Genomic DNA, 16,559 nt, shown 5'->3' with positions numbered 1-16,559 from the left:
GTGTTTTAAACTTCGCTACATTCATTTTTAAAACACCTTTTCATTTTTCACAAATCCTCTAAAATAGCGCCATTCTCCGGCGCTGAGCGCTTTCATTTTTGCAGGCACATTTCATGTCGAACCCCATTTCGCGCGCGATTACTTTGTTGGTACTGGCGAACTTGCTGGCCTCTTTTTCCGATGTGTCGCTTAAAGTGCTCAACGGCGAAGTGCCGACTTTCCAATATGTATTTATTCGCCAGTTGATCAGCACGCTGATTCTGCTGCCGTTGTGGCTGCGTATGCCGAAAGCTGAACGCATGCAGGGTGGAAAATGCTGGGTAACCTTCTCGCGTGCGCAACTTATCCTGCTGGGCAGCGCGTGCGCGATGATAGCGATCACTTACTTGCCACTCGCCACCGCCAACGCGATGTTCTACGTCGGCCCGCTGCTGATGCTGCCGCTGTCGATAACCCTGCTCGGTGAGCGCCCAGCAGTGAAACAGATTGTCGCCACTCTGATTGGCTTTGCCGGCGTGCTGGTGGTGCTACGTCCGGAGCAGTTTCACTGGGCGGCGATTGCGGGATTGGGCTGCGCGCTGTCGATGGGACTGGGGAATATTCTGATTCGCAAACTGCCCTCGGAGCAGCCGATGGTCGCGACTCTATTCTGGACTGGAGTGATGACGCTGCCACTGGCGCTGATTCTCGCGCTGCCACAATGGGCACCAATTTCCTGGCGTCATTTGGGCTGGATTGTGCTGATTAACCTGTTGGTACTGGGCTATCACGTTTTGGTGCTGCTGGCATACAAAGGGGTGGAAGCCAACCGCATCGCACTGGCGGAATATTCAGGCTTGGTGTTTGTCACCTGGTTTGGCGTGATGTGGTTTGACGAAGTGCCGGACGTGTTGACCGTGGTGGGCATCTTGCTTATCGTGGTGCCGATGATGCCGGTCAAATGGCGCCGGCTGTGGCGCGCCAGACAGAACAAAGCGCTCACGCAACAAGAGCTTTCTTAAATGCATTGAAGATTAAAAAAGCCAGCCGTTTCGGGCTGGCTTTTGGTTTTCATTTGGCCATAAATTGCTTGATATTAGTAAGCAAAACCAATGCGTTGACGTGGGTGCGCTGCGCTTTCCAGCTCATCGACCAACGCCGCGGCGTAGTCCGCCACAGAGATGCGGCTGTTACCTTGTGCATCGCTCAGCAGTTGGTCACCGCCAACGCGGTAAGCGCCCTGTTTTTCGCCCGGGAAGATTTCCGCCGCTGGGCTCATGAACGTCCAGTTCACTGAACTGGTGCTGGCTTTAAACACATCCAGCGCTTCGCCTTGTGCCAAGGCTTCAGCTTTATACGCTTCAGGAAAGTCCGGTACGGTCACCAGTTTTACGCCCGGAGCCACTTCGAGTGAACCCGCACCGCCGACCCATAGCAGACGCTCAACACCTGCTTGTGGCAGTTGTTCCAGCATCACGGTTGCGGTTTTCGCGACGATGTCGTGCGCGCCAGCTGCACGGCCACCAATGGATGCCACCACCACGTCGGCACCAGCGACTGCCGCAGCCAGGTCGCCACCCGCTTGCAGATCAAACTGGCGAACGTCCACGCCTTGTGCGCTGACTTTTGCCGGGTCGCGCACCACAGCAATCACGTCATGACCACGCGCTTGTGCTTCTTCAACAATGTGGCTACCAATCCAACCGCTTGCACCCAATACTGCTACTTTCATCTGAACTATCCTCATCTGGAATCTGAATTTTTCAATGGATGTTTCCAATCAACGGAGTCCAGTTTAGTTGCTAACCAAACCGTGAAAAATGCACAAAAAGGATGTAGATTGTTTCAATGTAAGTTACTAATTGGAGCCAACGATGGACAGACTGACCGCCATGCGCAGTTTTGTTGAAGTCGCTAACACCGGCAGTTTTACCAAAGCCGCGGACAACCTGAACCTCAGCCGGTTGCAGGTTACGCGCCATGTGCAGGAAATTGAGGACTGGCTCAAACAGCGCTTGCTGCACCGCACCACACGCAAAGTGAGCCTGACCGCCGCCGGAGAAGAGGCGCTGACCCGCTGCGAGCAAATTCTCGATCAGACCGCCGAGCTGGAAATTCGTGCGCTGGAGCAGTCGCAATCACTGACCGGCAGCATTCGTATTTCCGCCCCGATCGGGTTGGCGCAGCATCTGCTGCTCGACACCGTCGAAGCGTTTACCGATCTGCATCCGCAGGTGACGATTGATATTCTCGCCTCCGACCGCCTGTCGCAACTGGTGGATGAACGGGTGGATGTGGCGCTGCGCTTTACTCAGCAGCCGGACGAGAGTCTGATTGCCCGCCGCCTGATCCAGGTCGATACGGTGGTGTGTGCCTCGCCACAGTACTTGCAAACGCATGACCCCATCACTGAGCCTGCCGATCTCACCCGCCATAACTGCTTCGTGCATCTCACCAATCACACCTGGGATATGGTGCGCGACAATCAGCATTTCAGCGTCAAAGTCAGCGGTACGATTCGCGCCAACGACATGGATATTCTGCGCAGCGCGGCGCTGCATCATAAAGGCGTGGTGTGGCTGCCGTGCGATCTCGCTAACCCGTATCTTGCACGCGGTGAACTGGTCAAAGTGCTGGCCGATTATCACAGCCCGAGCAGTCATCTGTGGGCGGTGTATCTGTCGCGCAGTTATCAAACGCCATTGGTGCGTCAGTTCATCGATTTTGTCGCCGAGCTCTGGCAGGAAGACATTCGCGTGCCGGTTTAAGCGCCATCACGCAGAAAAACACACAATAAAAAAGGAAGCCGAATGGCTTCCTTTCGCTTTGAATACGCGTTGTTATGACTGAAAACGGCTGAGCGAAAACAGTGAGATATCGTGCTCCGTTTCACCGCGTACAGCCAAATCGCTGAGGATCTCACCAATCACACTGGCAAACTTAAAGCCATGGCCGGAAAAACCAGCCGCCACAATGATGTTATCGTGCTCTGGATGCGTATCGATGATGAAATTCTCATCGGCGGTCATGCTGTACATGCAGGTTTTTCCATACATCAGGCCAGACGTTTTGGGCATGACCGTCGCCAAAAAGCGCTCCAAATCGACGCTGTCAGTAACATTGTCGTAAGGGGCAACCGGCTGATCCGGGTCCTGCGCGTCACCACCATCGTGGCGACCGACTTTCAGCCCCGCACCGTCGATACTTGGGAAACCGTAGTAAATGCCTTGCGGCGAATCAAACGAGAATGCCGGGAACACGCCGTCACCATACAGCGCTTCGTCGGCTTCAAACCAGGCAAAGGTTTTGCGATTCGGCTGCATCGGCAGAGCAAAATCCAGCTTGTTCATCAGCTTGGTCGCCCACGCTCCCGCAGAGACAATCACTTTATCAGCCACGATCACTTTGTCGCCGCTGCGCAGCGTCACTTCGCCACCTTGGACTTCAATCTCTTCCAGCGGATGGTACGTCAGCAGCTCAGCACCGTGCTCCAGCGCCAACTGGCGATAAGCAGTGATACAGTCTTCACAACGCAATACACCCGAGGTCGATTCAAAACAACCGATGTAGCTCTCTGGCAGCGTGATGCCCGGAAAACGCTGGTGAATTTGTGCCGCAGTCAGCACTTCGATCGGCAACTGATATTTTTCCGCACTGGCGATGATCATCTGAATGAACGGCGAGGTGGCTTCACCCATATTAAGCACGCCAGTTTTGAGAAACAGCGTCTGGCCACTTTGGGCTTGCAGCTCTTCCCACAACGCCTGTGCGCGCAGTGCCAGCGGTACGTACTTTTCCCCTTCGCCGTAAGCGTGGCGAATAATGCGGGTTTCACCATGATGGCTGGCGTGGTGATGCGGTGGGTCAAAGGCGTCCATCATCAACACTTTTTTGCCCTGTCTGGCAAGAAAATAGCCTGCGGCCATGCCCATCGAACCGGCCCCAACGACCACAACATCGTATTTCACACCCACCTCTCCTTTGGCTGCTGAATTAAATACAAACGGCGGGTTGATGCCCGCCACTTGCTTTACTCTAACTGCCTCGTCCGGCAATGGATAATGAAAATTCTTCAGCTTTGCGCAAACAAACCGCAAATCTCAGCTAAAGCGCACACCGCTTGAGCAGTCGCGCTCGGGTTGCAAACCGTCAGCGCTGCGAACTGTTCACCAAGTCCCCCACCACGTGCGACACGTAGTCGGCTCCTTTGAGGATCTCATGAATGATTTCCGAGGCTTCGGCAATCAGGTCGGCGTTGCGCGTTGCCTGTTCGGTCACCTCCACCATGCTGCTGCGCACATTCCCCACCAGCTGATTATTGCGATCAACCATAGTGTTGATCTCCTCCGTCGAGCGGGTCGTGCGTGACGCCAGCGTGCGCACTTCGTCCGCCACCACCGCAAACCCGCGTCCGTGATCGCCTGCCCGCGCCGCCTCGATCGCCGCATTGAGTGCCAATAAGTTGGTTTGATCGGCAATCGATTTAATCGTGGTGACGATTTTCGAGATCTCTTCCGATTGGGTATTGAGATCATCCACCAGCCCCGACGAGCGTCGAATGTCTGAGGAGATTTTTTCTGAATTACTCAGATTCTGTTTCAGGATGCTGGCACCGCGTTCCGATACCTGGGCAGTTTCCACCGACGTGCTGTGCGCCACTTCCGCCGCTTTCTGGATCGCCAGTTGGCGCTCCATGCGTTCAGTAATATCGCAAGCGATCTTGGTGACTTTGATCACTTTACCGCGGTGATCAAACACCGGATTGTATGTCGCTTCGATCCACACGTTGTCGCCATTGCGACTCACGCGGCGAAACAAGCCATTTTTCACCTGACCATTTGCCAGGTCGCGCCAAAAGGTCGGGTTCTCTTTATAAAACTCTGGCGGACAGAAGATCTCGTGATGCTGGCCTTTGATCTCTCTCAACTCGTTGTAACCCAGCGCGTGCACAAAGTTGTCATTCGCGTCGATCACCCGACCATCGACGGTAAATTCAATCACCGCATTGGAGCGATGAATCGCTTGCAGCAAGGCTTTGTCGTCCACCGACTCTTCAAAATTCTGCGTGATGTCGTTGGCGATTTTCATGATGCGCACCACACGGCCATCCTGCTCAATCGGAATGTAGGTTGCTTCCAGCCACACATCATTACCTTGCTTGCTCTTGCGTAAAAAGGTGCCGCGCTGTGGTTTACCCTTGGCCAAGTCGCTCCAGAACTGGCGATATTGCGGTTTGTCCACCAGCTCAGGCGGACAAAACAGACGGTGATGCTGGCCTTTGATCTCATCGAGGGTATAACCCATGGTACTCAGGAACAGCGGGCTGGCATCAACCACTTCCCCCTCCGGAGTAAAGTAAATGGTTGCACATGAATTGGCGATACTCGACAGTTCAGCCTGTAGCGCGTTGATGATTTGATTATTGTTATCTTTAGGTTGGGTAACATTTTTACGAAACAACATACTCACTCCCTCGATTGACAAGCAGCGTAAGATTAAAAAACGCAGCAATCTGCTGCATAAAAAATGTGCAAAACTCCTACTAAAGTTAACCTTATTCTTCAATATATCAATTAAAGCACTTAAATCATTTCGTTCTATACACATGACCAATGTGTCATAACGCCCGCCCACCGAGGCGCAGAAACAGAAAAGCCAGCGACAAGCGCTGGCTATGGATGGTCACTTATGTGAACCCGGCCTCAGACGATGACTTCACCCAGTGCTGTCACGCTGGCTGCCGAGGTCTCCATCAGCACTTGAATGCCTTTTTCTTCCAGTTCCTGACGCACGCTGACCGGGAATGACGCATCGGTGATCACCGCGTCAAAACTCTGAATATCGAGGGCGTGAAAGGTGGCGATTTTGCCGTATTTGGATGAGTCGGACACCAGAATCACCTTCTGCGCCGCCGCAGCCACCGCTTTTTTAACAATCACCTTCGGCTCACTGGGGGTCGAGATGCCGCGCAGGTTCCATGACGAAGTCGACACGAACGCCACATCCACATTCATCCCCGCCAGAAAGTCCGACACCTTACTGCCCACGCTCGACTGGTTCTCGCGATCCACGCGCCCGCCGGTATGGTAAAGGTCGCTTTTGCTGTGATGAGTGAGATAAGCCGCAATCACAAAATCGTTGGTAATAAACAGCAGATCGTCGCGTGGAGCGAGTTGATGGGCAATTTCCAGCGTGGTGGTGCCGGCATCAAGATACACCGTGGAATTTTTCGGCACCAACTGGCTGGCAATGTGGCCAATCGCCGCTTTCTCGCTGGCATGTTGCGTCGCTTTGGCATCGTGGGACGGCTCCTGATGCAGCACCTTAGTGAGCTGCACGCCACCGGACACCGACAGCACCTTGCCCAGTTTTTCGAGTTTGGCGATGTCGCGGCGAATGGTCATGTGCGACACATCGAGTTGCTCAACCAGCTCGTTGATGCTGATAACTTCCTGTTGTGAAAGCAGTGACAGGATGGTTTTGTGACGTTCTGCTGGAATCATAATGACTTAGCCGTAGATGATAAGTGTGTTCATCTTACCAGCCATCCATCGATGTGTGAAGTTGTGTTAACTATTGTGAATTCAATCCGCTTTTGGGCACTAAACTGAGGGTAAGGAGTGTGAATTGCGGCTTAATTTTCACATTGTTGTTAGTGAATGGTAAATTTTGTGAGTTACCACACAGGATAATCGCGTAAAATTCACATATAATCACAACAAAGAACACAAATTAACATTTTAAAACACGTTTAGAGCGAGATAAGTGTATGGATAATCAAACAGTTAAGTCGGTAGCTGTGATCGGATTAGGCTCTATGGGCATGGGCGCCGCGAAATCCTGTGTTCGTGCCGGGCTGGATGTGTACGGCGTTGACCTTAATCCGGTTGCTCTGGAGACACTCGGCAACTACGGCGCGAAAGCGGTATCGAGCGACGCGAACCAATTTGCCAGCCAACTGGATGCAGTACTGCTGCTGGTGATCAACGCCAAGCAGGTGAAATCGGTGCTGTTCGATTCAGGTCTGGCCGCGAACCTCAAGCCTGGCACCGCTGTGATGGTCTCTGCCACGATCTCTGCTCAAGACGCAAAAGACATTGAAGCCGGCCTTAAGGCTCACAACCTGCTGATGCTCGACGCCCCCGTTTCTGGTGGCGCAGTCAAAGCGGAAGCGGGCGAGATGACCATCATGGCGTCCGGCAGCGAACAAGCCTTCGCAAAACTGGCGCCGGTACTCGACGCCACTGCGGGCAAAGTTTACAACATCGGTACGGAAATCGGTCTTGGCGCCACGGTGAAAATCATTCACCAGTTGCTCGCTGGCGTGCACATTGCCGCAGGCGCGGAAGCGATGGCACTGGCCGCGCGTGCCAATATTCCTCTCGATCTGATGTACGACGTGGTCACCAATGCAGCAGGCAACTCCTGGATGTTTGAGAACCGCATGAAACACGTGGTGGACGGCGACTACTCGCCTAAATCCATGGTCGACATCTTTGTCAAAGACCTCAATCTGGTCGCCGATACCGCGCAGGATCTGAAATTCCCGCTGCCACTGGCAAGCACTGCGCTCAACATGTTTACCTCCGCCAGCAACGCGGGTTTTGGTAAAGAGGACGACAGCGCCGTGATTAAAATTTTTGACGGCATCGACCTGCCTGGCGTGGAGAAATAATTATGTTGCTAGGAGTCATTGCCGACGATTTTACCGGCGCAACCGACATTGCAGGTTTTCTGGTGGAAAACGGCATGCGTACGGTGCAGCTCAATGGCGTGCCAGCGGGCGACACTCAAGTGGATGCCGATGCGGTCGTCATCAGCCTTAAATCACGCTCATGCCCGGCCAACCAAGCCGTCAGCCAGTCGCTGGCTGCGCTGTGCTGGTTACAGGCTCAGGGTTGCCAACAGTTTTACTTCAAATACTGCTCGACGTTCGACAGTACCGAGCAGGGCAACATTGGGCCAGTGACCGATGCCCTGCTGGCCGAACTGAATGAAACCTTCACTATCGTCTGTCCGGCACTGCCAGTGAACGGGCGCACCGTGTTCAACGGCCATCTGTTTGTGCTGGGTGAACCGCTGAACGAATCCGGGATGCGTCATCACCCGGTGACACCGATGACCGATTCGAGCGTCGTGCGCCTGATGAATCGTCAGTCGCAAGGCGAATGTGGTCTGGTGAACTATCAGGTGATTGAGCAAGGCGCCGATGCCGTGGTTGCCCGCTTTGCCGAACTGCAAAGCGAAGGCAAACGTTATGCTGTGGTTGATGCGATTAACAGCGCTCATCTGGTCACACTGGGTCAGGCCGCCAAATCGCTCAAACTCATTACCGGCGGTTCAGGTCTCGCCGCAGGTATCGCGCAAAACTGGGCCGACACACTGGCGGACCAAAGCGAAGCCAAATCAGCAGGCCTGCCGCAGCGCGCGCGCAGTGTGGTGCTGTCTGGCTCCTGCTCGCTGATGACCAACCAACAAGTGGCCCGTTATCAAACGCTGGCACCGCATTTTTCCGTCGATGTTGAAGCGTGTTTACGTGATGAACAGTACGTGCAGAATGTATTTGACTGGGTGACCAAACAGCTGGATGGCGACTACGCACCGATGGTATACGCCACCGCTGACGCCGAGCAACTCAAAGCCATTCAAGCGCAATACGGCGCGGCGGCATCAAGCGAAGCGGTGGAGCAGTTTTTCAGCCAGCTTGCGCACCAGTTGCAGGAGTTTGGCGTACAGAACTTTATCGTCGCGGGCGGCGAAACGTCCGGCACCGTGACCCAGAGCCTTGGCGTCACAGGTTTTCACATCGGACCGCAAATCGCTCCGGGCGTGCCTTGGGTCAAATCCATCGACGGTTCACTGTCGCTGGCGCTTAAGTCAGGCAACTTCGGCGATGAACGGTTCTTCGAAAAAGCGCAGGATTTTTATCTATGACAGAACAACAACTCAGAGAACAGATGGTCAGTCTGGCACGTTCGATGTTCGAACGCGGTTACGCCACCGGCGGCGCAGGAAATCTGTCGCTGAAACTGCCTAACGGCCATTTTCTTGCCACCCCAACCGGCTCATCTTTCGGCCGTTTGGTTGCTGATGAACTTTCAGTGGTGGATATCGACGGTAATCAGATCTCCGGCAAACGTGCGTCAAAAGAGATTGCATTCCATCTGGCGATTTACCGCAACAACCCGAAATGCAACGCGATTGTGCACCTGCATTCGACGTATCTGACGGCGTTGTCGTGTCTCGACAACCTCGATGCGGAAAACGCCATTCGCCCGTTTACGCCGTACTACGTGATGCGTATCGGCCAGTTACCGGTGATTCCGTATCTGCGTCCGGGTGAGCCACGCATTGCTGAAGAGCTGGGTAAACGCGCCGCCGATTATCGCGCCTTTTTACTGGCTAACCATGGTCCGGTCATCACCGGCACCGATATGGAAGATGCGGTCGATAACGCGGAAGAGCTGGAAGAGACTGCCAAACTGATGTTTTTACTTAACAATCACCCTGTTCGCTACCTGACCGATGCGGAAGTGGAAGACCTGAAAGGGAGAGGAAAATAATGGCCAAATTTGCTGCAAACCTCACCATGCTGTTCAACGAAGTGCCGTTTTTAGAGCGCTTTGAACAAGCGCACCGCGCTGGCTTTAAGGCAATCGAATTTCTGTTTCCGTATGCGTTCGAGCCACACGTGCTGGCAGAAAAACTGGAACAGTACGGCTTTGAGCAAGCGCTGTTCAACATGCCTCCGGGCGACTGGGACGCGGGCGAAAAAGGTTTTGCTGCCCTGCCGGGGCGCGAGCAGGAGTTCAAACAGAGCGTGACCACCGCGCTGATGTATGCCAAAGCACTGAACTGCAAAAAAGTGCACGCCATGTCGGGCATTATTAACCCTGCGTACAGCATGCAGCAACACATCGATACCTTTATCGCCAACATCCGTTATGCCGCGGATGCATTCGCCGAACATGGGATAGATGTGCTGATTGAACCACTGAACACCCGCGATGTACCGAACTACTTCGTCGCCCACCAGCGCCGCGCGGTGGAACTGATTCAGATGGTCGACCGTCCGAACGTGAAACTGCAACTGGACCTGTACCACGCGCAGATCATGGATGGCGATCTGGATGTACTAATCCGCGATTTAGCGCCGTTTACCGGCCACATTCAAATCGCGTCTGTGCCGGACCGCAATGAACCCGCCGGCGGCGAAATCAACTATCCGTACCTGTTCGATGTGCTGGACGACTCCGGTTACGACGGCTGGATTGGGTGCGAATACAAACCAAAAACCACCACAGAGCAGGGCTTGGCCTGGGTCAAACCTTACCTGTAACCCTTGTGAGCAATAGCAAAACGCCGCCTGCCTCAAAATCCTGAGGCAGTGGCCCTACACAATCTAAATATGGATAAATTATAAAAAGGACCGAAAGATGGACGCTGCTTTAATTGGAATCATCCTTGGGATCGTGGCCATGATGGTCATGATCATCAAGACTCGTATCCCTGTGGCACTGGCTATGATCATCGCCAGTATCATCATGGGTTTGTTTGCCGGCATGGCACCAACGGATCTGGTCAATGCGATCAAAGCCGGCTTTGGTGGTGTGCTCGGTGGTATTGGCCTGATCATCGCGTTTGGTGTGATCATGGGTGCCTGTTTTGAACGCTCCGGCGCTGCAGTACGTATGGCGAAAACCTTCGTCAAACTGTGCGGCAAAGGACGTGAGGACGTGGCGCTTGGATTCACAGGCGTGCTGGTCGCTATCCCGGTTTTCTGTGACTCTGCCTACATCATTCTTCATTCCCTTGTTCGCGCCATTTCGCGCAATACTGGCAAGTCCGCAGTCGGCCTTGGGGTAACGCTGGCTTTAGGCCTGCTGATCACCCATGCGATGGTGCCACCAACGCCAGGACCAGTTGCTGTCGCAGGCATTCTGAACGTAGACCTTGGCGTATACATGCTGTGGGGGCTGGTGGTGTCGGTTCCTATGATGCTGCTGTCTCTGTTCTACATCCGTAAAGTGGGCAAAGAGTACTACCGCGTACCAAACGGCGACAGCTGGATCACACGTGAAGCCGACTGGGCAAATCTGGAAGTTGTACAAGAGACCGACGAGCGCCACCTGCCAAGCAACTTCCTGTCATTTGGCCCGATTCTGATCCCGATTATTCTGATCCTGGTCAGCACGCTGACGCCAAAAGACGAATCGCTGTTCTATGCGGTGATTTCGCTGCTGGGTAACCCGGTGGTGGCGGTCGGTATCGGTGTACTGATGGCACTGTACGGCCTGACCCGTAACATTGAACGCAAAGACATGATCGGTTCAATGGACGATGCCCTGTCGACGACGGGTCTGATTCTGGTTGTGACCGGTTGTGGCGGAGCGATGGGGGCGGTACTGAAAGCCTCTGGTGCGGGTCCTCAGGTGGCCGAAGCGATTGCCAGCAGCGGTATTCCCCCTCTTCTGGTCCCACTGGCGATTGCCTCGATGCTGCGTCTGATCCAAGGTTCTGCGACCGCATCAATGATGGTAGCAGCCACCATGACACTACCGCTGGTGGAAACGTTAGGTCTGGATCCGGTATTCGTTGCACTAGCGTGCGCAGTCGGCCCGGTTGGCTTCTCGCACCTCAACGACTCTTACTTCCACATCATCAGCCGTACGCTGGGAATTACGGAATTGTCGGACCAACTGAAAATCTGGACAGTATCCTCAACCATCGCATGGGCAATTGGTGCCAGCATCGTCATGGCGCTGAACCTGATCTTCGGTAAAGCAGGTACCCTGCTGGACCCAATCGTACCGTTCGTTGTCCTTGCCGCCATCATGCTGTGGATGAAAGCCAAAGAGCCCAAGAAAGTGCTGAAAACCGCCAATTAAGCGCGCTTAGCACTCCACGTAAAAAGCCCCTTCCTCGGCTCAGAGTGAAGGGGCTTTTCTTTATTACATTCTGCGTTCACTGTGCCGATGGCAGCGCCAGCGTGTTCTTGAAACAATCGAGCAGCATATAAGAGTGCATGCCGGAAATGCAGCGCGTCTGAAAGGTTTCGTTAATCAGATGATTGAATTCCGTCATGCTGGCACAACTGACCTTGAGCGCAAAATCGTGCTCACCGGTAATCGAATAACATTCGTGAATGATCGGCGTTTGCTCAATCAGTGCCAGCAGCTTATGGCGTGCATCCGGCTCCGACTTGCTGTATTGCACCATCACCAGCGCATTGACATCAAACCCTGCTTTGGCGTTGTTAAGCACCACTGAATAGCGCTCAATGATCCCCGATTGCTCCAGCCGTTTCAGGCGACGAAAACATTGCGATGACGAGAGGTTAACAGCTTCGGCCAATTCCAGACGCGGGATACGGCTGTCTTTCACTAGTAACTCCAGAATGCGAACATCGAGGCGGTCCAGGGCTATGGAATGCACAATATTTTCCTTAATATCACTATTTATGCTTGGTTTATCGCATTAGCTTGTGCTTTTCAAGCGCAGATTGCTAAGAATTCAGCGTGACTTTATTCGTATGATTAGAACTACGATATTACCCAAGGAACGGAGCCACAATGAGCACACTCGACCTCAATTTTATTCGCCAGCAGTTTCCTGCGTTTGAACAACCTTCCCTGCAATCTCAGGCTTTTTTTGAAAACGCCGGCGGCTCGTACCTGTGCCGCCAGGTGCTGGATCGCTTCGACACCTACTTTCACCAGTTGAAAGTGCAGCCCTATTACCCCAATGCAGTCTCAGGTAAAGCCGGACAATGGATGGACGAGAGTTATCACGCGCTTGCGCCTTGGCTGGGTGTTTCCGCCAGCGAGATTTACTTCGGTCCGTCCACCTCACAAAACACTTATGTGCTGGCCAATGCCGTGATGGGCTGGTTGCAGCCGGGTGATGAAATCATCGTCACCAATCAGGATCACGAAGCCAACAGCGGCGCATGGCGACGTTTAGCTGAGCGCGGCATTGTGGTGCGCGAATGGTCCGTCAACAGTGCCAGCGGTATGCTGGAACTAGAGACTTTGACGCCACTGTTCAACGCCAACACCAAGCTGCTAACCTTTCCGCACTGCTCAAACCTATTGGGCTACGTGAATCCTGTGGCCGACATTTGCGCGCTGGCTCATCAGCACGGAGTACGCACAGTGGTTGACGGCGTCTCCTACGCTGGCCATGGTCTGCCGGATGTGCCTGCGCTGGGTACCGATATCTATCTGTTTTCCCTGTACAAAGTCTACGGACCGCATTTGGGAGTCATGGTGATTCAACCAGAGATGGCGGAAAAACTCAGCAATCAGGGCCACTATTTTAACGCCGGAATTCGCGAGAAAATGCTCTATCCTGCGGGGCCGGATCACGCTCAGGTGGCGGCGACAAAAGGGGTAGGTGAATACTTTTCGGCGCTGTATCAGCATCATTTCCCTGATGAACTCAATGCCATTGACGCGCACAAAGCACAGGCTGTACGCACGCTGCTGCACGATGCCGAACTGGCACTCCTGGAGCCGTTGATGACTTATTTGCGAGCGCACCCCGCGATTCGTATTATCGGCCCGGACACGCTTGAAAACCGAGCGCCAACGGTGTCGATCACAGTTGAAGGCCACGTGCCGCTTGATCTGGCAGAAACACTCGGTGAGGCGGGCATTTTGTGCGGCGCAGGCCATTTTTACTCCTATCGCCTGCTGCAAGGTATGGATATCAACCCAACGCTTGGCGTGCTGCGTTTTTCGATGGTGCACAACAACAGTCCTGAGGAAGTGCAGCGGTTAATCGACACGTTAGATGCTCTGCTGGCCGCGTAAACACCCCGTGCTGATTCACTGAACAATTGACCAAGCGATCAAAACAATCGCTTGGTCATCGCCGGGTTTACTGCGACAATAGCGGCGTTTCTTTATATTAAGGTTCATTATGAAACTTTTAGTTCGCAACCTGTCTCGTTCAACGACTGAACAGGAAATCCGCAAGCTGTTTTCAGATTTCGGCACAGTAAAAGAGTGTACGCTGGTTCTTGACCAGGAAACTGGCCAGTCAAAAGGTTTTGCCTTTGTCGAAATGCCAGATGCCGCAGAAGCCAAAACGGCCATCAATGCGCTGAACATGACAAGCGTGGCAAAAAGCAAAATCCGCGTGAAAGCGGCGCAGCAGTAATCTCAAATTCTGCCGAGAGAGAAGCCAACCATTCGGGTTGGCTTTTTTGTGTCTGAATGATGGGCTCAGGTGCCGCTGTCAGCCAGTTTCAGACGCGACAGCACGCGCTGTGCATTGGTGGAACAATCGACACCCTCCGGTCGCGATTCAATATCCTCGACAATACTCAGCAGATGCGCTTTGGTCTCAGCCAGTTTGGCCTGCAGTTGCTCAATATCGGCAATTTTGCTGCGTAGGCGCTCCACCAGTACCTCGCCCTGCCATTGCGTCAGATCCGATGGCAGCAGCGCACCGATTTCCTCCAAACTGAACCCCGCTTGTTGACCGAGCATAATCAGCTCCAGCGCCAGCACCGCCTCTTCGGGATAAGTGCGATAACCATTGGCGCGGCGCTGCACCATTTTTAGTAGTCCGGCACTTTCATAAAACCGAATGGCTGACGGAGCCAAACCCGTACGTTTAGCCAGCTCTCCAATCTTCATGTTGTTCATCCTGTGGTGACGATGAGTCATTATAAAGTTTAAGTGAACTTGAAGGTCAATGCTGTTTGAAGCCAACATTGTCGGTTTATTCAAGCAAATTATTGACACTATCAACAAAGCTTAGTTACTCTGCCCAAAATCATATCGTTGATAGAGTCAACATTATTAGGAAAGCACTTATGAACTCTGTGGAACAGATTCGCAGTGAACTGCGTTATCTGGTGCGTGAACTGGGATTATTGGACAAAAACTGCTGGAATTCGGGGCTGTCGCTCAGTCAGGCACACCTGCTGACCTACCTGAGTAAAAACGGCTCAACTCCGTTTTCCGAACTGTGTATTCAGCTCAACGCCGACAAAGCGTCACTCAGCCGCACCATCAACAAACTGGTCGAAAATGGCGACGTGCAGCCGATGCCGCACCCACACGACAAACGCCAGAAATATTACCAAATCACGCCAGCTGGCAGCGACACTCTGCAGTGCGCCAATCATGCCGCCAACCACGCATTGGGCGATGTGATAGATTCGCTGGCTGACGATGCACAAGCGGCAGTGCTCAATGGCCTGCGTACGCTGCGCCTGAGCGCCTTTCACCACAACACACGCCATCAGCAAGCCCGCGTACAAGTGGAGGCGTTAAATCCGGTTTATCGCGCCGAAGTCGAGCAGTTGGTGATGGATGTGTTTGCGCAGGAGCAGAATATTCCGCCAGCATTGATTCCATTTGCGAAGGACAGCGATGTGAAATGGTGGGTCGCGCGCTCCGGCGAGTACATTTTAGGCGTCGTCGCCGCTTGGCGTGAAGGTGACGCTTGGCACTGGGGACGCTTTGCCGTGAATCGTCAGTTTCGCGGTTTGGGAATTGGGAAATCGCTGGCGTTGGCCTCGCTGACAGAACTGCTTGCGACAGAGCCGGAAATCTTGATTGAAGCGCGCGATACCACCGTCAACATTGTGCGCCAACTCGGCGGTGAGGTACTGGGTGAAGCGTTTGATTTCTATGGCATGCCCGTCACGCCCATGCGCCTCACCGCCACCCGTTTTCATGCCACTCAGCAGCTGATGTGAGGCAGATACACGCTCTGCCTCTAAAGGATGGGGTAATATAGCTTCTGCCCCAGGCACACCGCCTGGCAGTGTGCCTGTTCAGTTACGCTTTGCGCGCCGACACCAGCACCAGCATCGGACGTTCCGCCTCTTCCGCCAGAGCAGGCATCGCGGCAATTTGCTCGGCGCTTGGTCCCCACTCTTCGATATGCTCAAGCACAAAGCCCGCCGCGATCAGAGCGTTGAGAATCGAGCCCAGTGTGCGGTGGTATTTGATGACGCCTTCGGCCAGCCAATTCGACACGCGCTGGCCTTCATCCTGATAGCGATTCACCGCCCACGAACGTTGACCATCGGTATCGGTGAGCCAGCCCTGACGCCGTGCGCAGGTAAAAATCGGGTGCTCCATGGAAAAGACCAACTGACCGCCGGGTTTCAGCGCCTGAAATACGGTGGTAAACGTTGGGTTGAGATCGGGCAGATAATGCAGCGCCAGCGAGCTGTATACGAGATCGAACTGCGCATTACCCAGCGTGAGGTGTTCCAGATCGCCGCGCTGATAATTAATGCGCGCATCCGCAGTCATGGCGTGCGCTTTATCCAGCATCTTTTGCGACAAGTCGATTCCCAGCACTTTGGCTGCGCCTTTGTCGGTCGCCGCGCGGCAAAACCAGCCGTAGCCGCAGCCCAAATCCACCACGTTTTTTCCGGTAAGATCCGGCAGCATCGCTTCAATCGATGCCCATTCCGGTGCGCCGTCGAGTCCAAACTGCGAGCGCGGCAACTGTGCATAACCGTCAAAAAACGCAGCATTATCATAAATATTCTGAGACATGGTCTTCATTCCTCAATCAATAAAAATCAGTGACCTCAAATGCGAGGCATA

Annotated in this window: 17 protein-coding genes; 10 read left to right on the top strand and 7 right to left on the bottom strand. The window is 53.7% G+C overall.

What is annotated here, in order from left to right:
* The first annotated feature begins 113 nt into the window (after positions 1-113).
* A complete protein-coding gene (locus LGV68_RS07435; protein WP_047462232.1) occupies positions 114-1,001 on the top strand; it encodes a DMT family transporter in 888 nt (295 codons plus the stop codon).
* A gap of 74 nt (positions 1,002-1,075) precedes the next feature.
* Here LGV68_RS07435 and LGV68_RS07430 read toward each other — a convergent pair whose 3' ends face one another.
* On the bottom strand, positions 1,076-1,711 hold the full coding sequence (locus LGV68_RS07430) for an NAD(P)-dependent oxidoreductase (RefSeq protein WP_252536433.1): 636 nt from the start codon (positions 1,709-1,711) through the stop codon (positions 1,076-1,078).
* 142 nt (positions 1,712-1,853) lie between these two features.
* Between LGV68_RS07430 and LGV68_RS07425 the strand changes: the two genes are divergently transcribed.
* On the top strand, positions 1,854-2,747 hold the full coding sequence (locus tag LGV68_RS07425; protein WP_252536431.1) for a LysR family transcriptional regulator: 894 nt from the start codon (positions 1,854-1,856) through the stop codon (positions 2,745-2,747).
* Between the two features lie 72 nt (positions 2,748-2,819).
* Here the strand turns inward: LGV68_RS07425 and solA are convergent, their stop codons facing one another.
* The 3 genes from solA to LGV68_RS07410 form a co-directional block, all read right to left on the bottom strand.
* Positions 2,820-3,947: an N-methyl-L-tryptophan oxidase gene (gene solA / locus LGV68_RS07420; protein WP_158145953.1), complete on the bottom strand. Its 1,128-nt coding sequence runs from the start codon at positions 3,945-3,947 to the stop codon at positions 2,820-2,822.
* Positions 3,948-4,128: 181 nt separating this feature from the next.
* Positions 4,129-5,442 (bottom strand): PAS domain-containing methyl-accepting chemotaxis protein, encoded by a 1,314-nt coding sequence (locus LGV68_RS07415; RefSeq protein ID WP_055452524.1) that lies wholly within the window; start codon positions 5,440-5,442, stop codon positions 4,129-4,131.
* A gap of 239 nt (positions 5,443-5,681) precedes the next feature.
* Positions 5,682-6,482 (bottom strand): DeoR/GlpR family DNA-binding transcription regulator, encoded by an 801-nt coding sequence (locus tag LGV68_RS07410; protein ID WP_158129483.1) that lies wholly within the window; start codon positions 6,480-6,482, stop codon positions 5,682-5,684.
* 266 nt (positions 6,483-6,748) lie between these two features.
* Here LGV68_RS07410 and ltnD point away from each other — a divergent pair, with 266 nt between their 5' ends.
* The 5 genes from ltnD to LGV68_RS07385 all read left to right on the top strand — a co-directional run bounded on the left by ltnD (position 6,749) and on the right by LGV68_RS07385 (position 11,867).
* Positions 6,749-7,654 carry an L-threonate dehydrogenase gene (gene ltnD, locus LGV68_RS07405; protein WP_055452525.1) on the top strand — a complete coding sequence of 302 codons (906 nt, stop codon included), beginning with the start codon at positions 6,749-6,751 and terminating at the stop codon, positions 7,652-7,654.
* 2 nt (positions 7,655-7,656) lie between these two features.
* A complete protein-coding gene (otnK, locus tag LGV68_RS07400) occupies positions 7,657-8,913 on the top strand; it encodes a 3-oxo-tetronate kinase (protein WP_252536429.1) in 1,257 nt (418 codons plus the stop codon).
* Positions 8,910-9,542 (top strand): aldolase, encoded by a 633-nt coding sequence (locus tag LGV68_RS07395; RefSeq protein WP_000139626.1) that lies wholly within the window; start codon positions 8,910-8,912, stop codon positions 9,540-9,542. The genes otnK and LGV68_RS07395 overlap by 4 nt, the downstream gene beginning before the upstream one ends.
* A complete protein-coding gene (otnI, locus tag LGV68_RS07390) occupies positions 9,542-10,318 on the top strand; it encodes a 2-oxo-tetronate isomerase (protein WP_252536428.1) in 777 nt (258 codons plus the stop codon). The genes LGV68_RS07395 and otnI overlap by 1 nt, the downstream gene beginning before the upstream one ends.
* Before the next feature lie 97 nt (positions 10,319-10,415).
* Positions 10,416-11,867, top strand: coding sequence for a TRAP transporter large permease subunit (locus LGV68_RS07385; protein WP_024373731.1), 1,452 nt, complete (start codon positions 10,416-10,418; stop codon positions 11,865-11,867).
* A gap of 76 nt (positions 11,868-11,943) precedes the next feature.
* Here LGV68_RS07385 and LGV68_RS07380 read toward each other — a convergent pair whose 3' ends face one another.
* Entirely contained in the window at positions 11,944-12,414 is a 471-nt protein-coding gene (locus LGV68_RS07380; protein WP_222802525.1) for an Lrp/AsnC family transcriptional regulator, read from the bottom strand.
* 137 nt (positions 12,415-12,551) lie between these two features.
* Between LGV68_RS07380 and LGV68_RS07375 the strand changes: the two genes are divergently transcribed.
* Both LGV68_RS07375 and LGV68_RS07370 read left to right on the top strand, forming a co-directional pair.
* Positions 12,552-13,793 carry an aminotransferase class V-fold PLP-dependent enzyme gene (locus tag LGV68_RS07375; RefSeq protein ID WP_252536426.1) on the top strand — a complete coding sequence of 414 codons (1,242 nt, stop codon included), beginning with the start codon at positions 12,552-12,554 and terminating at the stop codon, positions 13,791-13,793.
* Positions 13,794-13,902: 109 nt separating this feature from the next.
* On the top strand, positions 13,903-14,142 hold the full coding sequence (locus tag LGV68_RS07370; RefSeq protein WP_020328725.1) for an RNA-binding protein: 240 nt from the start codon (positions 13,903-13,905) through the stop codon (positions 14,140-14,142).
* Positions 14,143-14,207: 65 nt separating this feature from the next.
* Here LGV68_RS07370 and LGV68_RS07365 read toward each other — a convergent pair whose 3' ends face one another.
* Complete coding sequence (locus LGV68_RS07365; protein ID WP_047462256.1) at positions 14,208-14,624, bottom strand: MerR family transcriptional regulator; 417 nt, start codon at positions 14,622-14,624, stop codon at positions 14,208-14,210.
* 179 nt (positions 14,625-14,803) lie between these two features.
* Between LGV68_RS07365 and LGV68_RS07360 the strand changes: the two genes are divergently transcribed.
* Positions 14,804-15,694: a GNAT family N-acetyltransferase gene (locus LGV68_RS07360; RefSeq protein ID WP_252536425.1), complete on the top strand. Its 891-nt coding sequence runs from the start codon at positions 14,804-14,806 to the stop codon at positions 15,692-15,694.
* A gap of 82 nt (positions 15,695-15,776) precedes the next feature.
* On the opposite strand, the gene LGV68_RS07355 is transcribed toward LGV68_RS07360, so the two are convergent.
* Positions 15,777-16,508, bottom strand: coding sequence for a class I SAM-dependent methyltransferase (locus tag LGV68_RS07355; RefSeq protein WP_252536423.1), 732 nt, complete (start codon positions 16,506-16,508; stop codon positions 15,777-15,779).
* Between the last annotated feature and the right edge of the window lie 51 nt (positions 16,509-16,559).

The sequence above is a fragment of the Vibrio sp. LQ2 genome (assembly GCF_023920125.1).
GTDB lineage: Bacteria > Pseudomonadota > Gammaproteobacteria > Enterobacterales > Vibrionaceae > Vibrio > Vibrio fluvialis.
This window is presented reverse-complemented; position numbering and strand designations above follow the sequence as displayed.

Bases quoted from the DNA above. Each gene is read 5' to 3' on its own strand.
- LGV68_RS07430 (WP_252536433.1), bottom strand. From the start codon at position 1,711: ATGAAAGTAGCAGTATTGGGTGCAAGCGGTTGGATTGGTAGCCACATT.
- ltnD (WP_055452525.1), top strand. From the start codon at position 6,749: ATGGATAATCAAACAGTTAAGTCGGTAGCTGTGATCGGATTAGGCTCT.
- LGV68_RS07415 (WP_055452524.1), bottom strand. From the start codon at position 5,442: ATGTTGTTTCGTAAAAATGTTACCCAACCTAAAGATAACAATAATCAA.
- otnK (WP_252536429.1), top strand. From the start codon at position 7,657: ATGTTGCTAGGAGTCATTGCCGACGATTTTACCGGCGCAACCGACATT.
- LGV68_RS07435 (WP_047462232.1), top strand. From the start codon at position 114: ATGTCGAACCCCATTTCGCGCGCGATTACTTTGTTGGTACTGGCGAAC.
- LGV68_RS07360 (WP_252536425.1), top strand. From the start codon at position 14,804: ATGAACTCTGTGGAACAGATTCGCAGTGAACTGCGTTATCTGGTGCGT.
- LGV68_RS07395 (WP_000139626.1), top strand. From the start codon at position 8,910: ATGACAGAACAACAACTCAGAGAACAGATGGTCAGTCTGGCACGTTCG.
- LGV68_RS07355 (WP_252536423.1), bottom strand. From the start codon at position 16,508: ATGTCTCAGAATATTTATGATAATGCTGCGTTTTTTGACGGTTATGCA.
- LGV68_RS07425 (WP_252536431.1), top strand. From the start codon at position 1,854: ATGGACAGACTGACCGCCATGCGCAGTTTTGTTGAAGTCGCTAACACC.
- LGV68_RS07375 (WP_252536426.1), top strand. From the start codon at position 12,552: ATGAGCACACTCGACCTCAATTTTATTCGCCAGCAGTTTCCTGCGTTT.
- LGV68_RS07370 (WP_020328725.1), top strand. From the start codon at position 13,903: ATGAAACTTTTAGTTCGCAACCTGTCTCGTTCAACGACTGAACAGGAA.
- LGV68_RS07365 (WP_047462256.1), bottom strand. From the start codon at position 14,624: ATGAAGATTGGAGAGCTGGCTAAACGTACGGGTTTGGCTCCGTCAGCC.
- otnI (WP_252536428.1), top strand. From the start codon at position 9,542: ATGGCCAAATTTGCTGCAAACCTCACCATGCTGTTCAACGAAGTGCCG.
- LGV68_RS07385 (WP_024373731.1), top strand. From the start codon at position 10,416: ATGGACGCTGCTTTAATTGGAATCATCCTTGGGATCGTGGCCATGATG.
- LGV68_RS07410 (WP_158129483.1), bottom strand. From the start codon at position 6,482: ATGATTCCAGCAGAACGTCACAAAACCATCCTGTCACTGCTTTCACAA.